This is a genomic window from Actinomyces sp. oral taxon 171 str. F0337 (genome assembly GCF_005696555.1).
In the GTDB taxonomy this organism is placed as follows: Bacteria; Actinomycetota; Actinomycetes; order Actinomycetales; family Actinomycetaceae; genus Actinomyces; species Actinomyces oris_E.
This window is the reverse complement of record NZ_CP040005.1, coordinates 431,006-455,347: the sequence shown is the minus strand read 5'-3', so window position 1 is coordinate 455,347 and position 24,342 is coordinate 431,006. Positions and strand designations below refer to the sequence as shown.

Here is a 24,342-nt window from a genome sequence, read left to right as displayed (position 1 = left end):
GGACGTCCGCCCGCTTACCGCGCCATCTCGCCCATTCATCCGGGTCGGATCGTCAGGGGAGTCGGGCTGCGACCGGAGCAAATCCCACCGACGGGATGGGAACGAATCTCACCTCCCGCCTCTCCCGACCGACCGGACAAAACGCTGACGTGGGTCAGCACCGGAGCCGGCGCACACCCCACCCAACCGCCGAGGAGCCGCAGATCTCCCTCAGGAAAGCGGAGACCGGTGTGCGTTTAGTCTCGGAAGAAGTGCGCGCGTCGTGCTCCCCGTTCCTCGTAGGCGTGCCTGACGGCGCGGTTTCGGGGGTTCGGCAGAAGGCGAGCCATGGGCCGTGGTCGCGATGGCGAGGAGGCCCTACTCGGCCCCGTCACCCCTGTCGGCCCCATCGGCGCTGCCAGCGCTGCCAGCACTGTCGGCGCTGGCCGCGTGAGCGATGTCGGTGCGGTACTGGGCGCCCTCGAGCTCGATGCGCTCGACGGCCTCGTAGGCGCGTTCCCGCGCCGCCTCGACGGTTGGCCCCAGGGCGACGACGGACAGGACCCGACCTCCGATGACGACCAGCTCCCCGCCCTCGGTGGTGCCGGTGCCGGCATGCAGCACGTGGACGTCGTCGAGCTCCTCGGCGGCCTCGATCCCGGTGATGGTGCCGCCGGTGGTGACGGTTCCGGGGTAGCCGGGGGCCGCGATGACGACGTCGACGGCGCACTGCTCGGACCAGGTGGGCTCGGGGGCCTCGGCGAGGAGGCCGGTGGCGGCGGCGTGGAGGAGCTCGGGCAGGGAGGAGGTCAGGCGGGCCAGGACGGCCTGGGTCTCGGGGTCGCCGAATCGGACGTTGAACTCGACGACGCGCAGGCCGCGTCCGGTCAGGGCCAGGCCGCAGTAGAGCAGGCCGATGAAGCTGCTGCCACGGCGGGCCATCTCGTCGATGACGGGTTGGGCGACCTCGTGCACCACCTGCTCGGCCAGGTCGGCCGGGGCCCAGGGCAGTGGGGAGTAGGCGCCCATGCCGCCGGTGTTGGGGCCGGCATCGCCGTTGAGGAGGCGCTTGAAGTCCTGGGCGGGGGCCAGGGGGCGGACGGTGGCGCCGTCGCACACGCAGAACACGGAGGCCTCGGGGCCGTCTAGGTAGTCCTCGACGACGACGCGACCGCTGCCGCGGGTCAGGCAGGCGCGGCCGTGGGCCAGGGCGACGGGGAGCTCGTCGGTGACGACGACGCCCTTGCCTGCGGCCAGGCCGTCCTCCTTGACGACGTAGGGCGCCCCGAAGCGGTCCAGGGCGGCGGCCAGCTCGGCCTCAGTGGTGCACACGGCGGCCTCGGCGGTGGGGACGCCTGCGGCGGTCATGATCTCCTTGGCGAAGGCCTTCGAGCCCTCCAGGCGGGCGGCCTCGGCGCCGGGGCCGAAGCAGGGGATCCCGGCGTCGCGCACGGCGTCGGCGACACCGGCGACCAGGGGCGCCTCGGGGCCGACGACGACGAGGTCGGCCTTCATCTGCGTAGCCAGGGCCACGACCTCCTCCGGGACGCTGGGGTCGATGTTGAGGTTCGTGGCGATGGCCGAGGTGCCGGGGTTTCCAGGGGCGACGATGAGCTCGGTGGTCTGCGGATCACGGGCGAGGGCACGGGCCAGGGCGTGCTCGCGCGCGCCGGAGCCGAGGAGCAGGATCTTCACGGCGACAGCCTAGATGATGAAGGCCGCATGAGGCCCGGAATCGCGGGCACCGCGCGCCCTGGGACGGGCACATATCCCTGATTGATGGGAGAGCCGCGGTTCACCGGTCCCGGGCGACCGCCCCCAGTGAGCAGGCCGAGTAAGCGAAATCCGCACAACGGCGAATTACTCTGGGGACGACGACTGGAAGCGAGGCGGACGGAGAACCTGGTGAACAACGACGTGAACCCCGAGGTGGAGATGTTCAACCGTGTGGCCGCGCTCATGGGCACCACCCTGACCGAGGCGGACGTCCACCGGTTCCTGCTCGAGACGGCGGAGTTCCTGGGTGAGGGCTCCTTGTCCATGTACGGCCCCAATGTCTTCTTCCGCTGGCGGCTCGGGCAACGAGTCATCGAGGTCGAGCCGCGCTACCGCCCGTGGGGCGAGGAGTACTCCTTGACCGTGGACTCCTACAACCGAGGGTTCCCCATCGACACCCAGGAGCGCCTGATCTACAAGTACGGCGATGCCGAGCTGTACCCCTACCTGTGGAGGGTGGACCTCGGCAGCGAGGTGACCGACTGGTGGGGACCCGGCGAGGCCTACGTCGTCAACTGGGACCTGTTCGAGGAGACCACGGCGAAGACCCTCGGCGCCCTGCCCAACGACATGGCCCTCATGCCTCCGCAGTGGCGCCGCCCCTTCACCTTCCGATGGGACATGGGGGACTCCGGACTGGGCCTGGTCTCCTTCACCGGCACGGTCGACGGCCTCATGGTCACCGCCGAGACCACCGGGGACCAGGTCCTCATCCCGCGCGACCTCCTCAGGAGCGAGGGGGGCCAGATCAGTATGCGCAACGTCGTCGCCGGCCTGGCCGGAGGGCGCCCTCTCATCGACATTCGCTTCGCCGGCTCCGAGGGCTTCGGCGACTACGGTGTCTTCGCCGCCAGCCCCGGCGGGAACGAGAATGAGGGGGAAAGGGACGATATCGAGTTCCTTCTGGAGGACCGGGGAATGGACTCGCCCGGACCCGCAATGACGATGGACGAGCTTCGCAGGCTGGCCGCCTCCACACCCGCTCCCACCGGTCCCGACCGACCTCCGGTGAACTGGCGGGTCATCCCGATGCGGATCGGACTGTTCATCCCCCAGGTCCTCTCCGTCGTCGAGCAGGTCCTCAGTGGAGCAGCCGTCGAGAGCGTGCTCAGGGGACTCGGCGGACGCCCCGATACCCGGTGGGACGAGCCCATCCTGCGCGGAGACGGCTGGGTCGCGGAGCGGTCGCGGTTCTCCGGCACCTGGTGCATCGAGGTGGTCACTCACTCCGAGCGGGAAGCGGAGGATCGTCTGTGCTTCGACCAGCGCCACGTCGCCGACTACGCCTGGCGGATCGCCCAGGCACTGGAGCAGCGTTACGGCTTCCCCTACGGGTTGCGCGCCACGAACGACGGGTACTTCATGCGTCTGTTCCAGGTCGGGGACCAGGGCGTCATGGTGTCAAGCGGCTTCAGCTCGGTGGAGGTGGAGATCGACTCCCTCAAGACGCTCCTGGAGAGCTCCTACGGACGTTTCTGAGGCAGCCCAGCCGCCTCTCCCCCACCACCTGAGGAAGTACAACTAGGCTCGCGTCGACTCCGGGGCGTCGAGGCCTCGGACAGCAAGGCATCAGGAGGCCCGGGTGGAAGTCGATCAGTCCCCTGTCAGGAGGTCACTCGATGCAGGAGCCGGCAAGGCGGCCGCCCCTGACCCTGGCACTGAGGCCGCCGCGGAGCTCAACGCGGTGACGATCCGCCGTCTCGGGGCCGTCTACGTCCCGCCCGTCGCCGGAGGGCCAGTGGCGTCGTCCTCCAGGGCGTCGCGGGATGAGGCGCCCGCGCCGCAGCGGGGCAGCGACGCGGGTATCGACACGGCCCTGACCACACTGCGGGCCCTGGGCTACCGGCTGTCCTCCCCGGCCCGGGAGGAGCTCACCACCCCCGAGCAGGCGTGGGCGCTGGTCAATGCCGCCGCCCGCCTCACCTCCGGCTCCCCGGCCGCCGAGTACCGGCCCTTCTACCCCGACTTCCCCGTCCAGGTCCGCACCGCCTCCGAGGCCACGCTGCTGGTCAACGCCGCCCTGCACTACCTGGGCGACGTCGTGGGGGCCCGGATCCTGCCGGGCTACCGGCCCAGTCCCCGCGAGCCCCTGCCGGGAGACGACAGTGCCCTCACCGAGCTGGGCCTGGCCACGCAGCAGGACCTGAAGCGGATCGTGGCCGACCTCGTCGCCCAAGCAACACCCTTCAGCGCCCAGGACCGCGCCGACCTGACGGCCCTGCGCGACTTCGGCCCCAAGTGGGCACCACACATGACGGTCAAGGAGAATCTCGCCGTCTTCACTGTCACCTTCCCGGACCTGGACTTCTCCGCCTCCTACCGCACCGTCACCGACGTGCTGCGCCTGGCGGTCGCCATGGCGGGTGGTGATACCTCCCTGGCCGAGCCGTGCCGGTTCCCCTCCTTCTCCCGCGCCCAGCGGCGCCGGCTGCTGGGACTGCTCGACGCCGTCGGGCGGGTCCAGGACGGCCGGGACTCCGCCGAGGAGATGGCTCGGCGCTCCGAGCGGTGGAAGCGGCTGGCCCGTCACCTGCGCCCCGGCGACTACGCGCGTCGTTTCCCGCGTGCCGCCGCGCTCCTGCGCCAGGTCGCCTCCGGGGGCGCCGAAGCGGGTTTCACCTCCCACCTGGAGGAGGTGCTGGCGAGCCGCGACGTCGATGACGCCCTTCGTCTGCTGGCCGCCCGCCCAGGGGTCTTCGCCCGCCGGCTCAACCACCTGCTGCGACTGTGCGCCGATGACGCCGCCCGCGAGCGCGTGGTCGCCGAGTTCGCCCGAGTCGCGCCCGAGGTCTCCCTGCCCGTCCTGGTGCGCCTGTGGGAGTACTTCGCCTCCCCCGGACCGGACACGCTGCCGTGGCGGGTCGTTGCCATCAAGGCGGCCACGGGCACCAAGACGACGCTCATCCCCTCCACCCGCCGCCCCGGCCCCGCCGACGCGGCGGTGGTTCGCGCCGTCGAGGAGGCCCTGCGCCGGCGGAAGCACCTGGGGCGGATCGCCGTCGACCAGGGGATGTACGAGGGCTACACGGCTCCGGTGGGACTGCGCTCGGCCTCGCCGGGCCTGCGCACGGCGGGGCGCGGCACCCGGATGCCCCTGCCCGAGGGCGAGACGATCCGCTTCTTCCTGCACTGGCGTGACCTGCCCAAGGCCCCACCCGAGGCCCCGGGGCCCTCTGGTCCTCCTGCCACCGTGAACAGCCGGGAGACGCGCGTGGACCTGGACCTGTCGGCCTTCTTCGTCTCCGAGGACTTCACGCGCACCGAGCAGATCGCCTACTACAACCTGCGCTCGACGGCGGCCGTGCACTCGGGCGATCTCACCTCGGCGCCCGACGGGGCGGCCGAGTTCATTGACGTCACCCTGGCCGAGGCGCTGCGGCTGGGGTGGCGCTACGTCGTCATGACGGTCCACTCCTTCTCCCACCACCGGCTCAGTGAGGTGCCCGAGTGCTGGGCGGGGGCGATGGCCCGCGGCGCGGACCCGCAGAGCGGGGAGGTCTTCGAGGCCTCCACCGTCATGCAGCGCCTCGACCTGATCTCACCCACGTTCAACGCGACCCCGTTCGTCATCGACCTCGCTGAGCGCCGCCTCATCTGGTGGGACCTGCCCGTGGGGGTGGGCGAGCACCAGGTGGCGAACCTGGATCGCAGCAGTAACCGGGTCCTGGCGCACCTGCTCGACCTGCTGGAGGGGCGGCGCATGCCGCTGGCGCACCTTCTGGGGCTCCTGGCCGACGACGTCGTCGAGGACCCGGATGAGGCCCAGCTGGTCTTCGGTGAGGGCGGGATCCTGCCGTGGCAGACCGAGCGGATCCTGGCGCTGCTGGGCCCCGCGGAAGTTACGGCGGACGCGGCCTCCGACGCGGACGGGGGCGCCGAGAGCCAGCAGGTGGAGTAATCTGGGCCGCGTCCGGCCATGAGGGTGCTTCCTTCTCCCTTCACCTTTCTCTCAGCGCCTTCGCTTCCCGGACGCAGCCGGGCGGGACCACCAGTGGCCCCGCCCGGCTATTGCGTGAGGATCAGAACGTGGTGAGCAGGAAGCGCGCACCGTGCGGGTCGGCGACCTCCACCATGCGCCCGAACGTGAAGTCGATGGGCTCGACGATGACGGCTCCCCCGAGCTCACGCACACGCCGGGCTGCGGCGTCTGTGTCCTCAACCCCGAAGTAGATGCGCCAGCGCGAGGGGACCTCCTCACCGAAGTAGCCGGCCCGACCGACGCCGCTCACGGATCTGCCCCCGACGACGCTCGTGTAGAAGTCCTGCTCCTGGTCGGCGATGGTCAGCCGGCGGGTGGGCCACCCGGCGACCTCCCGGTAGAAGCGCTCAGCCGGCTCCAGGTCACTGGCCAGGACGTCGAACCACACCGGCATCCCGGCATGGTAGGGGTAGGGCCCCTCGCAGTCCTCGTCCTCCAGGAGCCCGACGACGTTGCCGTCGGGGTCGGAGGCAAGGGCGTAGGCCATGGTCTCCGTGACGTCAGTGGGCTCCACAACGACGCTCCCACCGGCGCTCTCGGCGGCTCCGGCGGCGGTGCGGACGTCGTCGACCATGAAGCTCACCTGCCAGCCAGGGTCCCCGGGCGCCGCTTCGGCGGGTTCGAAGGAGCCGATGAGCCGACCGTCGTGATGCACCTCGGTGGTCAGCGGCCCGCCCGGTTCTGCACGGGTGATCTCCCAGCCGAGAAGGTCTCGGTAGAACGCGGCCGAGGCGTCGATGTCCGGGGAGTACAGCTCGATCCAGCAGGGAAAGCCGGCAAGGCGCTCGGCGGGCTGGGCGTTGGCGGTGGTGTCGGTCATCAGTGGCTCCTTACGTGTCCGGCTGCATGTCGAGGGACGTCCTGACGTTCCTCGACGGTAGACCGACCGGTACGCCGCCAACGACTCCGATCCTGCTGTCCTGACCTACGGGGCCGAGGACGACCGTCACACCACCATCGCCGCCAGGGCCACGAGGACCGCCGGATCCCAGGGAAGGGCTGCGCGCACCGGCAGGGTGACGGGGCCGACGACAGGCTCCTCAGGGACACGCAGCCGCGCGACGAGGGGGCGTGTGGGGGCGAGTTGCTCGTGGACGTCGGCGCCGTCGGGAAAGATGGTGGCGAGGATCCAGGGGGAGCCTGGGACCACGGGCAGCTCCACCTCGTCAATACCGCGACGCAGCGTCCCGGTGGCCGGCAACCCGCTGGGGACTGGGCGGGGAAAGGTCCCGATCCACTGATAGGGGGCGGGTCCGAGCGTGCGGCGCATCTCCTCAGGGACTTCCGGGCGGATGCGGATCCTTGCCACCACCGGGACCAGGAGGCTCACGGGTGGTTGGGTTCGCTCGGCGACCCGGTCGGCGATGCGGCGCAGAGCGCCGGGCGGGGTCCCGACGTCGCGCAGGAAGCGGCGACTGAAGGTGCCCACCGAGGTGTAGCCGACCTCGTGGCAGGTCTCGGCCACGCCCAACCGGTGGGTGATGAGGAGGTGCTTGGCCTCATGCAGTCTCCAGGCGGCCAGGTAGTCCATGGGCGAGGTGCCGACGGCGGCCGTGAAGACCCGGGTGAGGTGGGAGGGGCTGTAGGCGAGGCACGCCGAGAGGTCCCCGATGGTGACACGTTCGCGGAAATGGGTGCGCAGGTACCGGGCGGCTCGCAGCGCCAGGTCGGCGGAGGTCTCGTCAAGCGGCTGACCCGTCTGCGCGCCGTCAGCGCCCGGAACAGCCCGAGCGGAGTCGGACGACATGAGCCCGTCAGGTGAGTACTCGTGCATGACGGCACGTTACACAGCGGTGACCTCTAGGACGAGGGCCCATCTCTTCCTATTCATCCCCATCCCACTATCCGGCATCACCACCGGCCCGCAGTGGCTGCCCGCCCCGTCGAGAGAGATCGGTCAGCTCATGACGACCACTGGCCATCACAGGGCAGACGCACTAGAATCTGCACCATCTGATGACAGAAATGATGCAGGAGGTATCGTGCGAACCACTGTGACACTCAGCGACGAGCTCATTGCCAACGCTCAGGAGCTCACGGGCATCACTGAGCGCACCGAGCTGCTGCGCGCCGGCCTGGAGACCCTGGTCAGGGTGGAGAGTGCACGTCGCCTCGCAGCTCTCGGCGGCTCTGATCGGAAGGCGAGCGCCGCTCCACGACGTCGGAGCGCCAGCCGGTGATCCTCGTCGACACATCGGTATGGATCGATCACTTCCACCACTCGGATCCAGTACTCGTCAACCTGCTGCACGAGGACGAGATCGGGGCCCATCCACTCGTGGTGGAGGAGCTGGCGATGGGTTCACTCAAAGCCAGAGACGACGTCCTCAAGCACTTGTCGCACCTCCACCAGTTCCCGACCCTCTCACATGACGAGCTGCTGGCTCTGGTCGCAACGCGTGCGCTGTGGGGCCGGGGCCTCAGCCCCGTCGATGCGCACCTGCTCGGCTCCGTCATGCTGGTCCCTGGCGCCAGCCTGTGGACACGCGACAAGCGATTGCTCCGCGCTGCCGACGAGCACGGAGTCTCCTTCGTCGAGGGAGACGACGGCTGAGGCACCTAAGGCCGCTTCACCGAAAGCCTGACTTGCTACGCTACGACAACAACTGAAGCACACCCAGAAAACGGACCGATGTCGACCCCTCCACACCAGCAGCCGTACCAGCCTCCCTACCAGCCTCAGTATCAGGCTGCGCCTCCATACGGGTATCCGCGCCCCCGCCCGACACACACCGGGAAGCTGGTCGGAGCGATCCTTCTGTTCGTGGCCGGCCCAATCCTGGGTCTCAGCGTCGTAGGAATCGGTTTTGCAGTCGTCGCCGTTAACACCGCCACCGACGGAGATGTCATCTCCAACGGCCAGCGAATCACCTTAAGCGCAGGTGACGAGCGCACCCTGTACGTAGAGGACGGTGAGTTCGTCGACATCTGCTCCATCACCACCTCTGAGGGTAAGGACATCGCTACCACCCGCAGCACCGGAACACGCATCACAACCGAGGGTTCTGCATATCACTCCGTCCTGAAGTTCACAGCGACGACGTCAGGAGAGTACCGGGTCTCATGTGATGGCCTGGGCGACGACGACCCGATTCGCATGATCCCAGAACCCACCCTCGGCATGTTCACATGGCCACTCGTAGCCGGTCTAGGCGTTGGCTCGGCCTGCTGGATCATCGCCATCATCCTCCTCGTCCGACGCCACCAGGCCCTGGCCGCACAGAATCAAGCGGGCTGACCTCGATGAGGAACCGCTAATCCGATCCCGCGTTCGAGAATCTCCCGCTCCTCCTGCATGCCGGCATTCCCAAGGGGAACATAACGACCGGTTTCCCGGGTGGCGCCATGGGCGACCCCCCAGAGCCAGATCGCCTCGCATCTGGCGACCAGCTGCTCCTGCCGTCGCTGAAAGCTCCCCCACGTGACACCGGCACCATCCAGGGCCAGGTGCCTCCCGTTGCCGTGGACGACGAAGATTCGGTCCCCGGCGACGAACAGTCCCGAGCGGGACTCCGGCCAGACGCACGAGCGTCTTCCGGCGCGAATCCCACGTTCGTCCACGACGACTCGTTGGAAGCACCCGTAGATCTTGTGGAGCGGATATGCCATGGTGACCGGCCCGAGCAGAAGGCAGAACACCGCGAAGGCGATATCCGATCCACTGAGCGGCTTTGTCTCGAAGAACAGCTGCTGACCACCGATCACCATGACCAGCACCCCCATGCCGATGAGGAAGAGCCCGCCGTTGCACAGGTGCTCCTTGATTCTGCGCCAGACCGGGGTGCAGAGCACCAGGCGGCTGCGCTGCAGCGTCTTCTCCGCCCCGTGCCGGCCTCGGGCCTCCACGAGATGGGGGGCCTCGCTGACAGCGGCATCCTCCGAGACACCCCACCCCCGCGCATAGATGTAGTACTGCAGGTCCCTCACAGCCGCAGAAGCGCGGTCGCGGGACTTTCCCCAGGTCATCCCGATGACGCATCCGGGAAGCCTGATGGCGTCATCACCGTCACCATTCTCGATCGCGATCCGAGTCCGCTCAATGAATCCGCTGGGCGACGACGGCCCCTCAGTCAGATCGAGCGTCGACAGCGTGAGCCTCGATGCCACCGACTCCCAGGGGCGCCGTTCGGTGAACAGCAGGCGTCGCATAGCGATGCCGTCCTTACTCAGCACCGTCTGACGCCGCAGGACATTGATCGCCCAGACCACTGGGATGCCGAACATGATCACCACGGCCATGGTGTCCTTGACTTCATGCTCGGTGATGTAGGGGCTCATCAGCGGCAGAGCGTTGTAGATCATGCCGGGCACCCCCACCACGAGCGCCACCAGTGCGCAGCAGCGGATCACCACCGAGCGTCGCAGGAGCAGGCGCCCATCGCTCGTCTCCGTCGCCCGCCACCGCATCGACTGGCCCAGCGTCTCGTCGAACAGGTCCCCACGACCGTCGCTGAGGCCGTTGTCCTGCCATTCCATGCTCGGCACCTTCCACGCTGCTGCACGTCTCCGGCACGATGGGAAAGCGACCTAAGCCCTCGCCATCGGCCCTTCGTCACTGTAGTGGCGAGCACGGTGCCGATTCGTGTTCTCCGATGGGCACCGTTCACCATCCCGTCTCCGACGTCGCCCCGGATGAACGAACGGGGGCTCCGACCGGCGAACCGGTCGGAGCCCCCGTCTCAGTCCCTCGCGGGGAAGGACGTCAGCAGCGATCAGGCCTTCTTGGCCTCGTCGATGCGCGCACGGAACTTGGCGAGCTGCTCCTTGATGGCCTCGGGGAGCTTGTCACCGAACTGCTTGTAGTACTCCTCGGTGTCGTCCATCTCGGCGGCCCAGGCCTCGGGGTCGATGTCGTACATCTTGGCCCACTCCTCCTCGCCCAGGTCGAGGCCCTCAAGGTTGAAGTCCTCGAACTTGGGGTAGCGGCCGGTGACGCCGTCGACGGCCTCGACCTCGCCGGAGGCGCGGCGCACGATCCAGTCGAGCACGCGGGAGTTGTCGCCGTAGCCGGGCCAGATGAACTTGCCGTTCTCGTCCTTGCGGAACCAGTTGACCTGGTAGACCTTGGGGAACTTGTCGCCCAGCTTCTCCTGCATCTCCAGCCAGTGCGACCAGTAGTCGGCCATGTGGTAGCCGCAGAAGGGCAGCATGGCCATGGGGTCGTGGCGCAGGGAGCCGACCTTGGCGTCCAGGGCGGCAGCGGTGACCTCGGAGGCCACGGCGGAGCCGATGAACACGCCGTGGGCGTTCTCGTACTGCTCGGCGACCAGCGGCACGTTGGTGGCGCGGCGACCGCCGAAGAGGATGGCGTCGATGGCCACGCCCTCGGGGGCCTCCCAGTCGGGGCAGATGATCGGGCACTGCGAGGCCGGAGTGGTGAAGCGGCTGTTGGGGTGGGCGGCCTTCTTGCCCTCGGCGGCGTCAGCCGGGGTGAAGTCGTTGCCCTGCCAGTCGATGAGGTGCTCCGGCATCGGGGCGTCGATGCCCTCCCACCACACGTCACCGTCGTCGGTCAGGGCGACGTTGGTGAAGATGGTGTTGGCCTTCATGGTGTCCATGGCCATGGGGTTGGTGTCGTAGGAGGTGCCGGGGGCGACGCCGAAGAAGCCGGCCTCGGGGTTGATGGCGCGCAGGCGGCCGTCGGGGCCGGGGCGCATCCAGGCGATGTCGTCACCGACGGTCTCGACCTTGTAGCCCGGGATGGTGGGCTGGAGCATGGCGAGGTTGGTCTTGCCGCAGGCGCTCGGGAAGGCGGCGGTGACGTGGTACTGCTTGCCGCTCTTCTCGTCGGTCAGGCGCAGGATGAGCATGTGCTCGGCCATCCAGCCGTCGCGGCGGGCCATGGTCGAGGCGATGCGCAGCGCGTAGCACTTCTTGCCCAGCAGGGCGTTGCCGCCGTAGCCGGAGCCGAAGGACCAGATCTCGTTGGTCTCCGGGAAGTGGGTGATGTACTTCTCGTCGTTGCAGGGCCAGGCGGTGTCCTTCTCGTGCTCGGCCAGGGGGGCGCCGACGGAGTGGACGGCCGGGACCCAGGGGCGGCCCTCGGCGATGAGATCCATGGCGGCCGCGCCCATGCGGGTCATGATCCGCATGTTGACAACCACGTAGGGGGAGTCGGTCAGCTCGATACCGAGCTGGGAGATGGGGCCGCCCAGGGGACCCATGGAGAAGGGGATCACGTAGAGGGTCCGGCCGCGCATGGCGCCGTCGAACTTCTCGTTGAGGATCTTCTTCATCTCGGCCGGGTCGTACCAGTTGTTGGTCGGGCCGGCGTCCTCCTCCTTCTCGGAGCAGATGAAGGTCCTGGACTCCACACGGGCGACATCGCTGGGCAGGGAGCGCGCGAGGAAGGAGTTGGGGCGCTTGTCGGGGTTGAGGCGGGTGAACATGCCCGACTCCACCATCTCGGTGGTCAGGCGGTCCCACTCCTCCTGCGAACCGTCCGCGAAGTAGACGTTCTCGGGCTTGGCCAGCTCGGCGATACGCGTGACGAATTCGATGACATCCTCAGGGGCGTTAGCCGGCGCGGCGGCGCGGACGTCCTTCTCAGACACAGTCATGCGAGTCCCTTCCTTGGGTATGTTGATCCGGTTGAGCGCGCCGTTGCCGACTCGCTCGGTCGAGGGCAATACTCCCCCACCCGGCGCCTCAGGTCACATTGCCGAAGGTCCCAACTCGGCCTCTCCCTCCGGCCATACCGGCATGTGATCGGCCACATTCGGGAGGATGGCGGCTTTTGCCGCCTTTGAAACGGCGTCGTTCCGCCCTCAGTGAAGGTCCAGTACGAGCGTGTAGCGTGCCCGCATGTCCGTTGTGCCGTCCTCTGCGCCGTCCTCCGCGTCCAGTCCTACGCACCCCTTCCCGCGCACCCGGCTCCGCCAGCAGACATGCCGGGCCCTTCGAACGGCCGTGGTGGTGGCCGCATCCTGTGTGGCGCTGGCCGCCTGCACCGCCCGCATGGACATGACCATCAGCTCCCAGGGCAGCTACGACGTCGTCCTGGAGATGCGCGATACAACCGGAACCGTCTTCCCCCGGGGCAAGGCCCCCGACTGCTCGAAGTACTCAGACCCCACTGCCCTGGGCGTGCCCGCGGGCACCACGGTCAAGGCCGAGCCGATCACCGACGACGACGGACTCGGCTGCCAGATCACCATCAGCGGGGTCAAGGTCCCCCAGGCCTCGCAGGCCGAGCCGAACACGATCGTCGTGCGCGACGGCGACGTCTACAAGGTGACGATCCAGCCCTTCCCGTCCGATCCTTCCCAGGACGCCAATGGAGCCGGCGGCGCAGAGGGAGGCGCCCCGGAGGCGTCCGCCGCACCGTCGGGCGGCCCGGGTGCGCCCCAGCCGAGCAGCACGTCCTTCAAGGGCATCGTCGACACCAGGGTCTCAGTCACCTTTCCCGGCGCGGTGACGCAGTCCGGTGGGGGAAAGGTCTCAGGCACCACGGTCACCTGGAACGACCCGGACACGGTGGCCAAGGGCGTGAGCGCCTCGGGCTACGCTCGGGACGGCCAGGGTGTGTCGTGGTGGAGCCGTTACCGCGTCTGGCTGACCGCGGGCCTGATCCTGCTCGGCGGCGGCCTGACTGTGGCCGTCCTGCGACGGCGCAGCACCGGCCACGCACCACGGAAGCAGCGCAAGGGCGACCCTGAGCCGTCCGAGTAGTCCCCGCACCGTTCTAGACTCGACGCATGCATCATGACTCCCGCGCTGTCAGGCGACCCGTGGTCGTGACGGTACTGGCCGGCCTCGCGCTGCTGCTGACCGGCTGCGGGGCTCACTACGACTTCGTCATCCATGACAACGAGACCGCCGACTTGACCTACATCATGTGGGATTCGTCGGGGCTGCCGCTCATCACCAGGGAGAGCTGCACCGAGAAGAAGCTCGAGAAGTCCACTCCCCTGCCCAAGAACGTCGAGGCGAACTACACCTACACGTCCCACAACGGGCATCCGGCGTGTCAGGTCACTGCCAAGTCGGTTCCACTCAACGACCTGCAGACCGACGTCTGGACGATCAAGCACCAGGACGGGAAGTACGTCTTCGACCTGTCCCCCGACGCGCTGAGCCAGCTCGGTGAGGACGACTCCCGCTCCTCCTCCCAGGGCGCTGCGGGAGGAATGAAGATCTCGATAGCCGTGACCTTCCCCGGAGAGGTGACGAAGTCCAACGGGAGGAATGACGACAACAAGGTCACCTGGGACAACGTGCTGGAGAGCCCTGAGGCTCCCCACGCCGAGGGCGGGGACGGGAAGTTCCACCTGCAGTGGTGGATGATTGCGGCGGCGAGCGCCGTCGCCCTCCTCCTCGCCATTGTCGGCGTCGTCGTATACGTGCTGAGGACCCGCCGAGCCCAACAGCCGGCTCCGGCACTCCCGTACGGCGAGGCCATTCAGGGGGCAACGGCCACCGACGTCATGCCTCCGGAGGTCTACATCGGGGGTCCGTATCAGTCTCCTCCCGGCGCTCCGCAGCCGATGCCGGGGGCAACCCACCCCTATCCCGTCACCAACCTTCGCGATGGCTACGCCCCGTACGCCGACCCGGGCCTGGGTGCCAACGCCTTCCCGTCACCTCAGGGCACTGACCACCCTGGCGCCTTCAGCACCCACGGAGCCCAGAACGGGGGCGGGCATCAGCCGCCCGGGCCGGGGTACACGCAGATGCCCTATCAGGAAGGGCATAGCCCCGCGGACTTTCAGCGCCCGCCGCAGCAGCCCCGGTAACGTCCCACCGGAGGCGGGGAACGTTCCCCATGATGATCCGGTTACAACCTGACATCGAAACCGCTACTGTGAGGGCATGACATCTGCCATCGCTCACCGCATCCCTAGACCCCTCTCCGTACTGACGGCTCTTGCCGCCCTCGCCCTGTCTGCGCCCCTCGCACTGGTGGGCGCCCCGGGGCATGCTGCTCCCACTGCGGACGAGAACTCCCTCAGCTTCAAAGGCTCCATGGACATCGTGGTCAACTCCGATCAGACGTACACCGCCAAGTTCGTGATGTCCACCAGCACAGAGATCCCGCTGGAAAAAACGTGCACTGACGAAGCCTTCAAGACCCCTGGCGCCAAGAGCGTCAAGAACATGAAGGTCAACTATAAGGAGGAAGGCGACACCGCCACCTGCACCGCAGAGGGAACCGAGAAGGTCTCCGAAAGCAAGGGACTGGTGACCCACAAGAACGGCGAGTACACCGTCGAGACCCCCGACTTCGGCACTGACTCTGCTGATGCGAACATCAGCTTCTCTCAGTCGGTGACTTTCCCCGGCAAGGTCACCGAGGCCGACGGCGGTAAGGTCGAGGGCAACAAGGTCTCCTTCACCGACGGCGCAACTCACACGGTGAAGGGCAAGGACGGCTCCATGTCCATGTGGATCTGGATCCTCGTCGGCGTCGGCGCCCTGGTGCTGATCGGTGGCCTGGTCGCCTTCTTCATCATCCGCGGCAAGAAGAACAAGACCCAGGCGCCCTACGGGGCTCCCGCCCAGGGATACGACCCGAACCAGGCGTTCCCGGCCCAGCCCGGCCAGCCGACGGGTTACAGCGCCCCGCAGGCCCAGCCCGAGCAGACGGGCTACGGAGCCCCCCAGGCCCAGCAGCCAGGCCAGCAGACGGGTTACGGTGCTCCCCAGGCCCAGCAGCCCGGTCAGCCTCCGTACGACAACGGTCAGCCCGGCCAGAGTGCCTACTGATTCCTTCCCTCCTCCCGGTGTTGTGGCCCCACGATCTGACGATCCGGGGCCACAACACCGTTCCTTGCGTCATCACTCCCTATGCGGGAGCCCCATCATCACCGACCTTCTTCTAGGATGAGGACCATGGCAGTGACTATCCCCCGACGCCGCTTCCCTGAAACACTCGTCTTTCTCTCCTTTCTCATCCCTCTGATGCTTCTGACTCCTCAGAGCCACGCCGCCGTCCCCGCTGCGAGCAGCGATTATGAGATGACAACGTCCATCAAGGTCGTCATCAACAAGGGCGACACCTACGACATGACCATCGTGGGTCAGCGCAAGAGTAGATCCTCTTCCGTCAAGGAGGCCATGCAGGACGCGTGTGACGAATCCGAGGTCTCCGGGATCCTTGAAGGCATGAAAGCCTCCTATTCCGAACGCGATGGTTTCCCGACTTGCACATTCACCAGCAAGTCGAAGAATATTTCCAAAAGCCATGGACTCATCAAGCACAAAGGTGATGAGTACGTTCTCGACACCGATGCCGGGGGCCTACCCGCCTCCTCCAACGACGTTGAGGATGCTTACACGCTCTCCGTCACCTTCCCCGGTGAGGTCACAGACGCTGACGGCGGCAAGGTCAGTGGCAACACGGTGACCTTCACCAAGCCTGACGAGTACCGGGTCAGCGGCAAGGACGCTCCTGCCTTCCCCTGGGTCTGGGTGATCGTGGGGGTTGCGCTGGTCGGAGCGATCGGCGGTGGTGTGTTCTGGTTCCTCAGCAGCCGCAAGAAGAAGGCCCAGCAGCAGGCCCACGCGTTCGGCGCGATGGGATACGCGCCGCAGCAGCCCTATGCTCCCGGCCAGATGCAGGTTCCCGGCGCAGTCCCTCCGCCCCCCTCGGACTTCGCCGCTCAGGGCTACGTCCAGCCCGGACCGAGCGGCGTGATGCCTCCGGGACCGGTTCCGCCTCCTCCCGGTCCCGGCTACCAGGCAGGTCCCCCGCCCTCCACCTGGGGCTGAGCCTCTGCGACGACGCAAGGATCTTCGCAACCAGCGACGCCCTACGCCGCGTTCTCCAATCGTCCCACCCTCTCAACGTGAAAGCCCGTCCATGCGCTACCCCGCCCCGAGGCACACTCCAGCCACGAGTCTCGTCGGCATGCTCTGTCTTGCCGCCTCACTCCCCCTGGCGGTGGTAGCAGCCCCCACGAATGCCGCAACTCCGACAGAGGACTCGAGCGAGGATAAGGCCAGCATTGAGATCGCCATCAAGTCGGACGACAAGGTGACGACCACCTTCCTGACCACTGCACCAGCCTCCAGAGAAGAGGCCCTCAAAGAGTTCTGCGTCGAGAAGAGCTTCTCAAAAGCTAACTCAAAGCCTAAGGTGACCTTCTCCAACGAGAACGGGACACCCACCTGCAGGGCCACGTTCACCACATCTATATCCGGGAACAACTACGTCTCTCATGACGGGGATGAGTACGTCGTCGACACCCACGTGGACTCCGCATCCGAGGCGGATAAGAACAGCTCAGTGGCCCTCTCGGTCATCTTCCCCGGCAAGGTGACGGATGCCGACGGAGGGAAGGTTGACGGAGATGAGCGGAACAAGGTCTCATTCGACACCTTCTACGATCACAAGACCCGTGGTCAGGACGCTGTCCAGGCCGCCTCTCAGCCTCAGTCGACCTCCTCGTCCGACTCAAGAACCGGACTGATGATCATCACCGTGGCGCTCGTTGTGATCGCGGTGGTCGGCGGAGTCATCGCTCTGATCGGCAACGCGAACAAGAAGAGCCGAGAGCAGAGGTACCTGGCGGCGCTGGAGCAGCAGCCTCTCCGAGCAGGCGCGTTCGGTCCACAGTACCGGTCGCAGCCCGGCTACTCACCTGCTCCGCAGCCGTACCAGCAGACTTACCAGCAGGGTCATCAACAGAGTCACAATCCCGCGCCGTCGGGAACCGGTGGGCTGCACCTGCCACCGAACCAGAACGGTTACAGCAGCTACTGATCTCACGGGTACACGGTCAGGCCCATGATGACGACAGGCCCCTCGAGCCTGCTGCGCGCATCCGAGATACCGACGCGACCACAGTGACACCGGCCCTCAGAGGCGACTGCTCAGCGCGCGCACTCTTGCCAGGCCCGCTTCGGTGGCCAGCTCACTGCTCGCCTCCGAGCAGTTGGCGTAGAACTCCACAATCCGTTGGAGATCCGTGTAGAGCAGAGGCGGCGCACTCAGGGTCACGGATGTCTCGCCACCAGGAGTGACGTCAACAACCATTGCCCCACGGCGATCAACTCCGACAATGTACGGCCGATCCCGCCAACGCAGGAGAACGTCCCGGCCGGCGCCTGCTATCAGATGCAGACCCTCCGCGTTCACGGTGATCTCTGTGGCGTGACGCGCCCGGAACGTGGTTGCCCCGACGGTCAGAGCGCTCAGCAGAAGCACCGCGGTCAGAAGGATTGGTAGGCCGAGGTCGTATCCCACGACACGGTCGGTGACCGTCGCGAGCCACATTCCGATCACCGCGGTCACGACGAGTGCCAGAGCCTCCGCATGCATGGCCAGGGGCACGAACCGGATACCTCGAAGACGGACCCCGTCGGCTCCCCACGTCCATCGTCGCTCCGCCCGTTCGCGGCTGTGCTGAGCCCGCGAGAGAACCGCGCCGTGAAGCAGGATCACCAGGCTGGCACCGATTTCCAGGACGATGCTTCCAACCTGGTAGACACTCGTGGAACAGCCGGAAGCGACGAACACCACGAGCGCCCCGGTCAGAAACCACCTGGGCCGGTCACGCATTCGGCAGTCCGCTTCCTCGCACGAGAATCGCCGCCTGCGCCCGCCAGTCCCCTCTGCTGAGGCGATGGTCTCGGAGGCCGTGAACGGTGTCCCGATGTCGCGCGGGGCGTCATCCGCTGTCACCGCATCAGGCGCACCGCCGTCAGGGGAGGCCTGATAGGGCACTCCCGTGTAGGGAGATACCGCCTGCTCCATCCGCTCGCCCGTGCGTGCGGGACTCGCTGTCAGCTCTCGTACCCGCAGGAGTCCCTCATCAGTCCTGAGGCCCGCCCTGTCCCAGTCATGTGTGGCATAGAAGCCGAGCACGGCCTGAAGCTGGGCGTAGCCGATGGGCACGGAGAACATCGGGAGCAGAACCCGCTGCCCCGTCGTGGTTGTGATCAGTGCATGCCTGCTACCTCGGTGAACGACGCTCCGCTCGAGACCCGGGCGACTCGACCAGGGTATGCGGGCGTAACGCGGACCGTCGATGCGCAAGCGCACCTCACCAGGCGTCATCACAATAATCGGCAGCCCTCGCCCACCGCGGAGCAGCAGGGCTCCCATCGCAATGCACAGAAGCAACAGCTCAGCGGCAACCAGGAATACCCGAAAGGCGCGAGGGTAGGACGATCCAGCAAGAAGGATCACCGCCATGGGGGCCAGTGCACCGATCGTCGTCACAGCGACGGACAGGTAGTCCCAGATGGGATAGGGAGCCGGCCCGAACTCGACCCCTCCGTCGACCTGCCGCCACAGGTCGCCGGCCTTCCGGAGCCGCCGATAGAGCACGAACCGCCCCACGGCGTACAGCGCCAGACCTGCACCGCCGAATGAGAACAACAGCCCCAGTGGCAGGTCCGAGCGAGCAAGCCCATGCAGACCAGTGAACACGGCCAGGATGCCGAGCGCCGCAGAGGCGTACCCCTTGAAGAGCCGTCGACGATCAGCGCGCCCGGCGTCGAAGCCTCCGGGCTTGCCCACCGCCTTCGGCGAAGGAACAGCACGGCCGGTCATACGGGCCCCTCGAGGTCGTCAGCCCATGAGCGCGTGGCGTGAGATCGTGGCCTCACGACCCGGCCCGACACCGATCGCTGAGATGCGGCAGCGGGCCAGCTCCTCGATGCGCAGCACGTAGTCCTGGGCCGCCCGGGGCAGGTCGGCGAAGCGGCGGACCTCACTGATGTCCTCGCTCCAGCCGGGCAGCTCCTCGTAGACGGGGACGGCATGGTGGAAGTCGGACTGGGTCAGCGGCATCTCCTGGGTGACGGTGCCGTCGATGTCGTAGGCGACGCACACCGGAATGGTCTCGTGCCCAGTGAGGACGTCGAGCTTGGTCATCACCAGGTCAGTGAGCCCGTTGACGCGTGCCGCGTACCGGGTGACGACGGCGTCGTGCCAGCCGCAGCGGCGCGGCCTGCCGGTGGTGACCCCGTACTCGCCGCCCTCGGTGCGGAGGCGCTCACCCGTGTTGTCAAGCAGCTCGGTGGGGAAGGGCCCCTCCCCGACGCGGGTGGTGTAGGCCTTGACGACGCCGACGACCGAGTCGATCCGGGTGGGCCCCACGCCGGTGCCGGTGCAGGCGCCGCCGGCAGTGGGGTTCGAGGAGGTGACGAAGGGGTAGGTGCCGTGGTCGATGTCGAGCATCGTGGCCTGGCCGGCCTCGAACAGGACGGTCTTACCCTCATCGAGGGCGTTGTTGAGTAGCAGCGAGCAGTCGACGACCATGGGGCGAACCCGGTCCGCATAGGAGAGCAGCTCATCGGCGACGGCGTCGGCATCGATGGCCGCCCGGTTGAAGACCTTGAGGAAGAGACTGTTCTTCTGGTCGAGGGCGGAGTGGACCTTCTGACGCAGGATCGACTCGTCGAAGAGGTCCTGGACGCGGATGCCCACGCGGTTCATCTTGTCCGCGTAGGTGGGGCCGATCCCACGGCCGGTGGTGCCCAGCTGGCGCGAGCCCAGGAAGCGCTCAGTGGTGCGGTCCAGAACCCGGTTGTAGGAGGGGATGATGTGGGCGTTGGCGCTGATGAGGAGGCTGGAGGCGTCCTTGCCGCGGGAGGTGATCTCATCGATCTCGCTGAAGAGGACCTCCAGGTCGACGACGACGCCGTTGCCGATGATGGGGGTGACCCCGGGGGTAAGCACACCGGCCGGCAGGAGGTGGAAGGCGAACTTCTCGCCGTCGATGACGACGGTGTGTCCGGCGTTGTTGCCGCCGTTGAACTTCACGACGTAGTCGACGTCCTGACCGAGCTGGTCAGTCGCCTTGCCCTTTCCCTCGTCCCCCCACTGGGTCCCGACGACGACAACGGCTGGCATGGCTGCTCCCTGGCTTCAGTGATGGCGTGCCGGTGGACACACCGTCCTCTAGCCTACCGGAGCCGAGCGGCGAGACCCTCGTCATTGTTCCCCGACCAAGCGGGCGAAGAGACGATACGGTGAGGTACATGCCTGATGTCACCGTCCGCCGTATCTCCGCACCACGCTCTGCGCTGGCGGCCCTCCTCATCCTGACCGTATCCGCCGCTCTGGCCCTGGGCGGCGCGCCTGCGCATGGCCTCCCGACGGCCACGGACTCGCCGGCCCTGTTCGAGGGCTCCGCTGATTTCGTCATCAACGAGGACGACACCTTCACGATGAAGGTGGTCATGACCGACAACACCAATTCTGGCTTTCTGTCTGAGAGCAACTGCGATGGGGACTCGTTCTACGGCAGCAGTCTCGGTGGCAAGGCGACAGCCACGTTCAAAGACAACGGAGACTCCCAGACCTGCACCATCGAGGGCGGCGACAGTATCGACAACGGCAAAAGCAAAATCACGCACGAGGGCGATGAGTACATCGTCAAGACCAGAGACTCGTCCACCTCGTCCACCTCGTCCCCCTCCGTTGGAGTGAAGTACTCGCAGACCGTCACTTTCCCCGGCAAGGTCACCGAGGCCGACGGCGGCGAGGTTGACGGCAACAAGGTCACCTTCAACGACATGGATTCGCACGAGGTCAAGGGGAAGGACAAGGCTCCCAAGAAGACAGCCTCACAGGACTCCGAGGGGGAGAGCGGCTCCACTCCCATGTGGGTCTGGGCGCTTGTCGGGGTGCTCGCCGTGGCCATCGTGGGCGGCACTGTCACCGCAGTCGTCATGAACCAGCGGAAGAAGAACCACTCCCAGTTCGTTCCTTATGCAGCTCCCGCTCCGGGCTACGACCCCAATCAGGCTCTTTTCAGTCAGCCCGGCCAGCCGGTTCAGCAGCCTTACCAGCCGGGTTACGCCGAGCCCACCACCCAGCCCTACCAGCAGGGCTGGCCAGTCCAGCCGGGTCAGCCAACGCCGCAGCCCTACCAGCAGGGCCAGCCAATCCAACCGATGCAGCAGCCCTACCAGCCGGGTTATGCCGAGCCCGCCATCCAGCCCTACCAGCAGCCCTACAACAACCAGCAGGGCTGGCCCGGCCAGGGGGTCTAAGAGCACCCAGAGATGTCGTGGCCCCGGAATCAGTCGATTCCGGGGCCACGACGCTGCGCGGGTGCGCCTCACTCACCGCTACCACACTCGCAGCATTCAGGACTCCGACGTCGAAGCGCTGCTGAGCGCCACCATGGTGGCGCGCTGAAGGAGGGCAATGAGGTAGATCTGGAAGGCCGGCCCAATGAGGACCATGAACCACACAACCGCGACCCGTGCGGCCGCGAGCCCCCAGAAGACGATCATCGGCGCCGCCACGATCGCCAGAGCGAGCGCCGTGGCTCCGAGACGCCCCACCGCGAGGCGGAGCGCGTTGGACAGGTGCCGAGCGACCGGGGCGTCGAAGAAGGCGGCCAACGGAAGCAGCCAGATGAGGATCGCAGCCAGGAGCACTCCCCCGGCCAGTACCAGCCCGGACAGTGCACCGCTCATGCCGCCGTTCCGCTCCCCCAGGGAGGAGCCGGACAGAAGCAGGTACTCCCAGGCGCTCAGGGCCATCAGGACGAGCACCGGCAGCCACCAGGCCAGGGACTGGCGCAGGTTGAGGCGGAAGGAGCGCCACCACGCGCTTATGACTGCCGGGGCGTCGTCGGCCGCCATCTCACCGGCCACGCGGGCGCAGGCCGTCAGGGAGGCTCCCGCTGTCACCACCGGTAGGCAACCGGCCAGCGTGAGAACGTTGAGGATGACGATGTCCGCCGCTGCGGACCAGGCCCGGTAGGCCGGACTGTCAGGGCTGGGGAACAGCGCCACGGGAGCTCCTTCATGCGGACTCGGGCAGTAGCAGGCGGACATGATACGGACGGTTCTCAAGGCCGGCAGTGGGGCCTCAGGAACCGCCCGTATCAGGACTCGTGTACGGGCATCAGCCCTTGACCGCCCCCGCGGCCACGCCCTCGATGATGTGCTTCTGACCGAAGAGGTAGAAGGCCACGATCGGGACGATGGCGAAGACGAGCATGGCCATCTGGGCGCCCATGTCTCGGTTGCCGTTAGAGCCGACAAGAGACTGAATGACGATCGGGACCGTCTTGTAGCGCTCGTCCTGGCCGATGACGAGGTTGGGTAGGAGGAAGTCGTTCCACACCCACATGGCGTTGAGGATCGCCACGGTGACCGCCGTCGGCTTGAGCAGCGGCATGACCACCTTGAAGTAGGTCTGCAGCGGCGAGCACCCGTCCATGTAGGCGGCCTCCTCGATCTCCATGGGGATCGACTTGATGAAGCCGGCGAACAGGAACACCGACAGCCCCCCGCCGAATCCGAGGTAGAGGACGATCATGCCCCAGGGCGTGGCCAGGCCGAGCATGTCGGCCACCTTGACGGTGGGGAACATGACCATCTGGAAGGGAGCGATCATGGAGAAGGCGAAGGCGTAGTAGATCATGGAGGTCCACCACGTCTTGATGCGGGTGATGTAGTACGCGGTCATTGCCGTCAGGAACACGATGACGACGACGGAGCTCACGGTGATGAACAGCGACCAGCCCATGGCGCTGGCGAAGCCCGAGAGGGCCAGGCCGGTGGCGTAGTTGTCCAGGCCGGCGAAGGTCCCCGTGGTCGGCAGGGCGAAGGGACTGTCGGAGATGTAGAACTTGCCCTTGAAGGAGTTGATGAGGATGAAGGCCAGGGGAATGACCCACCCGAAGGCCAGGACGGCCAGCAGCCCCACGAGCATCTTCTGTCCCGCTGTCTGCGGCGCGACCTTCTGACCGGCTTGACGGGCAGGGGCGGTGGAACCGGGGACTTGAGTCTGGACGGCGGTGCTCACGCGTCGACCTCCTTGGAACGAGTGGCGCGCAGCTGAATGAGCGCGATGGCGGCGACAATGAGGAAGAAGATGACGGCCTCGGCCTGTGCGACACCCTCCTGGCCGATCTTCTTGTACATCGTGTTGACGATGCTCAGCGCGGCCATCTGAGTCTGCTTAGCGGGCGCACCGTTGGTCAGGGCGAGGTTCTGGTCGTACATCTTGAAGGTGTTGGCCAGAGTCAGGAACAGGCAGATGGTGATCGAGGGCATGATCATCGGCAGCGTCACGTTGCGCAGCGTCTGCCACCTGCCGGCACCGTCGATCTGTGAGGCCTCGATGAGCTCGGGCGGCACGTTCTGCAGACCGGCGATGTAGATGACCATCATGTAACCCATGAGCTGCCAGTTGACGAGCATGACCAGGCCGGCGAGTCCCAGCCGCCAGTCGTTGACGATCGTCTGGCCCCAGCGCTGGAGGATCGCATTGAGCATCACCTGCCAGGTGTAGCCCAGGACGATGCCGCCGATGAGGTTGGGCATGAAGAAAACGGCACGGAAGAAGTTGGTGCCGCGCAGCTTGCGGGTCAGGAAGTAGGCCAGGGCGAACGCACCCAGGTTGACCGTGATGATGGAGATGACGGAGACGACGGCGGTGAAGAGGAGAGCCTGCGGGAAGTCACTGCGCTCCCCCAGCGCCCTGGCGTAGTTGTCAGTGCCCACGAACCGAGCATTGGTGAGGGTACTGAACTTGGTGAAGGAGAGATAGAGCCCCATGAAGAAGGGGACGATGAACGCGATCATGAAGGCCAACAGAGTTGGCCCCGCAAATACTGGGAAGAACTTTTTCAGTGCCTTGGTCATATCTACCTCGAGGTGCAGCCGGCACCCACCGGGCCGGCCGGGTGCCA

The 24,342-nt window shown here is 66.9% G+C and carries 21 protein-coding genes; 11 read left to right on the top strand and 10 right to left on the bottom strand.

Features of this window, described 5'->3' with window-relative positions:
* Positions 1–357: 357 nt before the first annotated feature.
* Positions 358–1,674: a phosphoribosylamine--glycine ligase gene (gene purD, locus FBF36_RS01995; RefSeq protein WP_009395970.1), complete on the bottom strand. Its 1,317-nt coding sequence runs from the start codon at positions 1,672–1,674 to the stop codon at positions 358–360.
* A gap of 210 nt (positions 1,675–1,884) precedes the next feature.
* On the opposite strand from purD, the gene FBF36_RS01990 reads away from it, so the two are divergent.
* Positions 1,885–3,234: a hypothetical protein gene (locus FBF36_RS01990; protein WP_009395968.1), complete on the top strand. Its 1,350-nt coding sequence runs from the start codon at positions 1,885–1,887 to the stop codon at positions 3,232–3,234.
* 103 nt (positions 3,235–3,337) lie between these two features.
* On the top strand, positions 3,338–5,653 hold the full coding sequence (locus tag FBF36_RS01985) for a TerD family protein (RefSeq protein ID WP_138137092.1): 2,316 nt from the start codon (positions 3,338–3,340) through the stop codon (positions 5,651–5,653).
* Between the two features lie 121 nt (positions 5,654–5,774).
* Here FBF36_RS01985 and FBF36_RS01980 read toward each other — a convergent pair whose 3' ends face one another.
* Together FBF36_RS01980 and FBF36_RS01975 are read right to left on the bottom strand one after the other, a co-directional pair.
* Positions 5,775–6,554: a VOC family protein gene (locus FBF36_RS01980; RefSeq protein WP_009395962.1), complete on the bottom strand. Its 780-nt coding sequence runs from the start codon at positions 6,552–6,554 to the stop codon at positions 5,775–5,777.
* 126 nt (positions 6,555–6,680) lie between these two features.
* Positions 6,681–7,508 (bottom strand): helix-turn-helix domain-containing protein, encoded by an 828-nt coding sequence (locus tag FBF36_RS01975; protein WP_009395960.1) that lies wholly within the window; start codon positions 7,506–7,508, stop codon positions 6,681–6,683.
* Between the two features lie 208 nt (positions 7,509–7,716).
* Here FBF36_RS01975 and FBF36_RS01970 point away from each other — a divergent pair, with 208 nt between their 5' ends.
* The 3 genes from FBF36_RS01970 to FBF36_RS01960 all read left to right on the top strand — a co-directional run bounded on the left by FBF36_RS01970 (position 7,717) and on the right by FBF36_RS01960 (position 8,972).
* Positions 7,717–7,914 (top strand): type II toxin-antitoxin system VapB family antitoxin, encoded by a 198-nt coding sequence (locus FBF36_RS01970; protein WP_034492080.1) that lies wholly within the window; start codon positions 7,717–7,719, stop codon positions 7,912–7,914.
* Positions 7,911–8,288, top strand: a complete 378-nt coding sequence (locus FBF36_RS01965) for a type II toxin-antitoxin system VapC family toxin (RefSeq protein ID WP_009395956.1) — start codon at positions 7,911–7,913, stop codon at positions 8,286–8,288. Before FBF36_RS01970 ends, FBF36_RS01965 begins: the two co-directional genes overlap by 4 nt.
* 210 nt (positions 8,289–8,498) lie before the next feature.
* The gene (locus FBF36_RS01960; protein ID WP_225792432.1) at positions 8,499–8,972 is read left to right on the top strand and encodes a hypothetical protein; all 474 of its coding nucleotides are present in this window, start codon (positions 8,499–8,501) and stop codon (positions 8,970–8,972) included.
* Here FBF36_RS01960 and FBF36_RS01955 read toward each other — a convergent pair.
* Positions 8,960–10,210, bottom strand: coding sequence for a hypothetical protein (locus tag FBF36_RS01955; protein WP_009395952.1), 1,251 nt, complete (start codon positions 10,208–10,210; stop codon positions 8,960–8,962). The two genes, FBF36_RS01960 and FBF36_RS01955, sit on opposite strands and share 13 nt — an antisense overlap.
* Before the next feature lie 236 nt (positions 10,211–10,446).
* Positions 10,447–12,294: a phosphoenolpyruvate carboxykinase (GTP) gene (locus tag FBF36_RS01950; RefSeq protein ID WP_009395950.1), complete on the bottom strand. Its 1,848-nt coding sequence runs from the start codon at positions 12,292–12,294 to the stop codon at positions 10,447–10,449.
* Between the two features lie 244 nt (positions 12,295–12,538).
* Here FBF36_RS01950 and FBF36_RS01945 point away from each other — a divergent pair, with 244 nt between their 5' ends.
* The 5 genes from FBF36_RS01945 to FBF36_RS01925 all read left to right on the top strand — a co-directional run bounded on the left by FBF36_RS01945 (position 12,539) and on the right by FBF36_RS01925 (position 17,438).
* Positions 12,539–13,405, top strand: coding sequence for an LppM family (lipo)protein (locus FBF36_RS01945; protein WP_050792660.1), 867 nt, complete (start codon positions 12,539–12,541; stop codon positions 13,403–13,405).
* Between the two features lie 26 nt (positions 13,406–13,431).
* On the top strand, positions 13,432–14,469 hold the full coding sequence (locus tag FBF36_RS01940) for an LppM family (lipo)protein (RefSeq protein ID WP_009395945.1): 1,038 nt from the start codon (positions 13,432–13,434) through the stop codon (positions 14,467–14,469).
* 76 nt (positions 14,470–14,545) lie between these two features.
* Positions 14,546–15,439: a hypothetical protein gene (locus FBF36_RS13230; protein WP_009395944.1), complete on the top strand. Its 894-nt coding sequence runs from the start codon at positions 14,546–14,548 to the stop codon at positions 15,437–15,439.
* A gap of 126 nt (positions 15,440–15,565) precedes the next feature.
* Positions 15,566–16,444, top strand: coding sequence for an LppM family (lipo)protein (locus FBF36_RS01930; RefSeq protein ID WP_225792431.1), 879 nt, complete (start codon positions 15,566–15,568; stop codon positions 16,442–16,444).
* Between the two features lie 139 nt (positions 16,445–16,583).
* On the top strand, positions 16,584–17,438 hold the full coding sequence (locus FBF36_RS01925; RefSeq protein WP_009395942.1) for an LppM family (lipo)protein: 855 nt from the start codon (positions 16,584–16,586) through the stop codon (positions 17,436–17,438).
* Positions 17,439–17,534: 96 nt separating this feature from the next.
* Here FBF36_RS01925 and FBF36_RS01920 read toward each other — a convergent pair whose 3' ends face one another.
* Both FBF36_RS01920 and FBF36_RS01915 read right to left on the bottom strand, forming a co-directional pair.
* Positions 17,535–19,199, bottom strand: a complete 1,665-nt coding sequence (locus FBF36_RS01920) for a hypothetical protein (RefSeq protein ID WP_034492074.1) — start codon at positions 19,197–19,199, stop codon at positions 17,535–17,537.
* Between the two features lie 51 nt (positions 19,200–19,250).
* On the bottom strand, positions 19,251–20,537 hold the full coding sequence (locus tag FBF36_RS01915) for an adenylosuccinate synthase (RefSeq protein ID WP_009395940.1): 1,287 nt from the start codon (positions 20,535–20,537) through the stop codon (positions 19,251–19,253).
* A gap of 128 nt (positions 20,538–20,665) precedes the next feature.
* Here FBF36_RS01915 and FBF36_RS01910 point away from each other — a divergent pair, with 128 nt between their 5' ends.
* The gene (locus tag FBF36_RS01910; protein WP_009395939.1) at positions 20,666–21,682 is read left to right on the top strand and encodes an LppM family (lipo)protein; all 1,017 of its coding nucleotides are present in this window, start codon (positions 20,666–20,668) and stop codon (positions 21,680–21,682) included.
* 96 nt (positions 21,683–21,778) lie between these two features.
* Here FBF36_RS01910 and FBF36_RS01905 read toward each other — a convergent pair whose 3' ends face one another.
* The 3 genes from FBF36_RS01905 to FBF36_RS01895 form a co-directional block, all read right to left on the bottom strand.
* A complete protein-coding gene (locus FBF36_RS01905; protein WP_009395938.1) occupies positions 21,779–22,435 on the bottom strand; it encodes a DUF624 domain-containing protein in 657 nt (218 codons plus the stop codon).
* Between the two features lie 112 nt (positions 22,436–22,547).
* Positions 22,548–23,453, bottom strand: coding sequence for a carbohydrate ABC transporter permease (locus FBF36_RS01900; protein ID WP_034492073.1), 906 nt, complete (start codon positions 23,451–23,453; stop codon positions 22,548–22,550).
* Positions 23,450–24,295 (bottom strand): carbohydrate ABC transporter permease, encoded by an 846-nt coding sequence (locus FBF36_RS01895; RefSeq protein WP_009395936.1) that lies wholly within the window; start codon positions 24,293–24,295, stop codon positions 23,450–23,452. Before FBF36_RS01895 ends, FBF36_RS01900 begins: the two co-directional genes overlap by 4 nt.
* Positions 24,296–24,342: the final 47 nt, after the last annotated feature.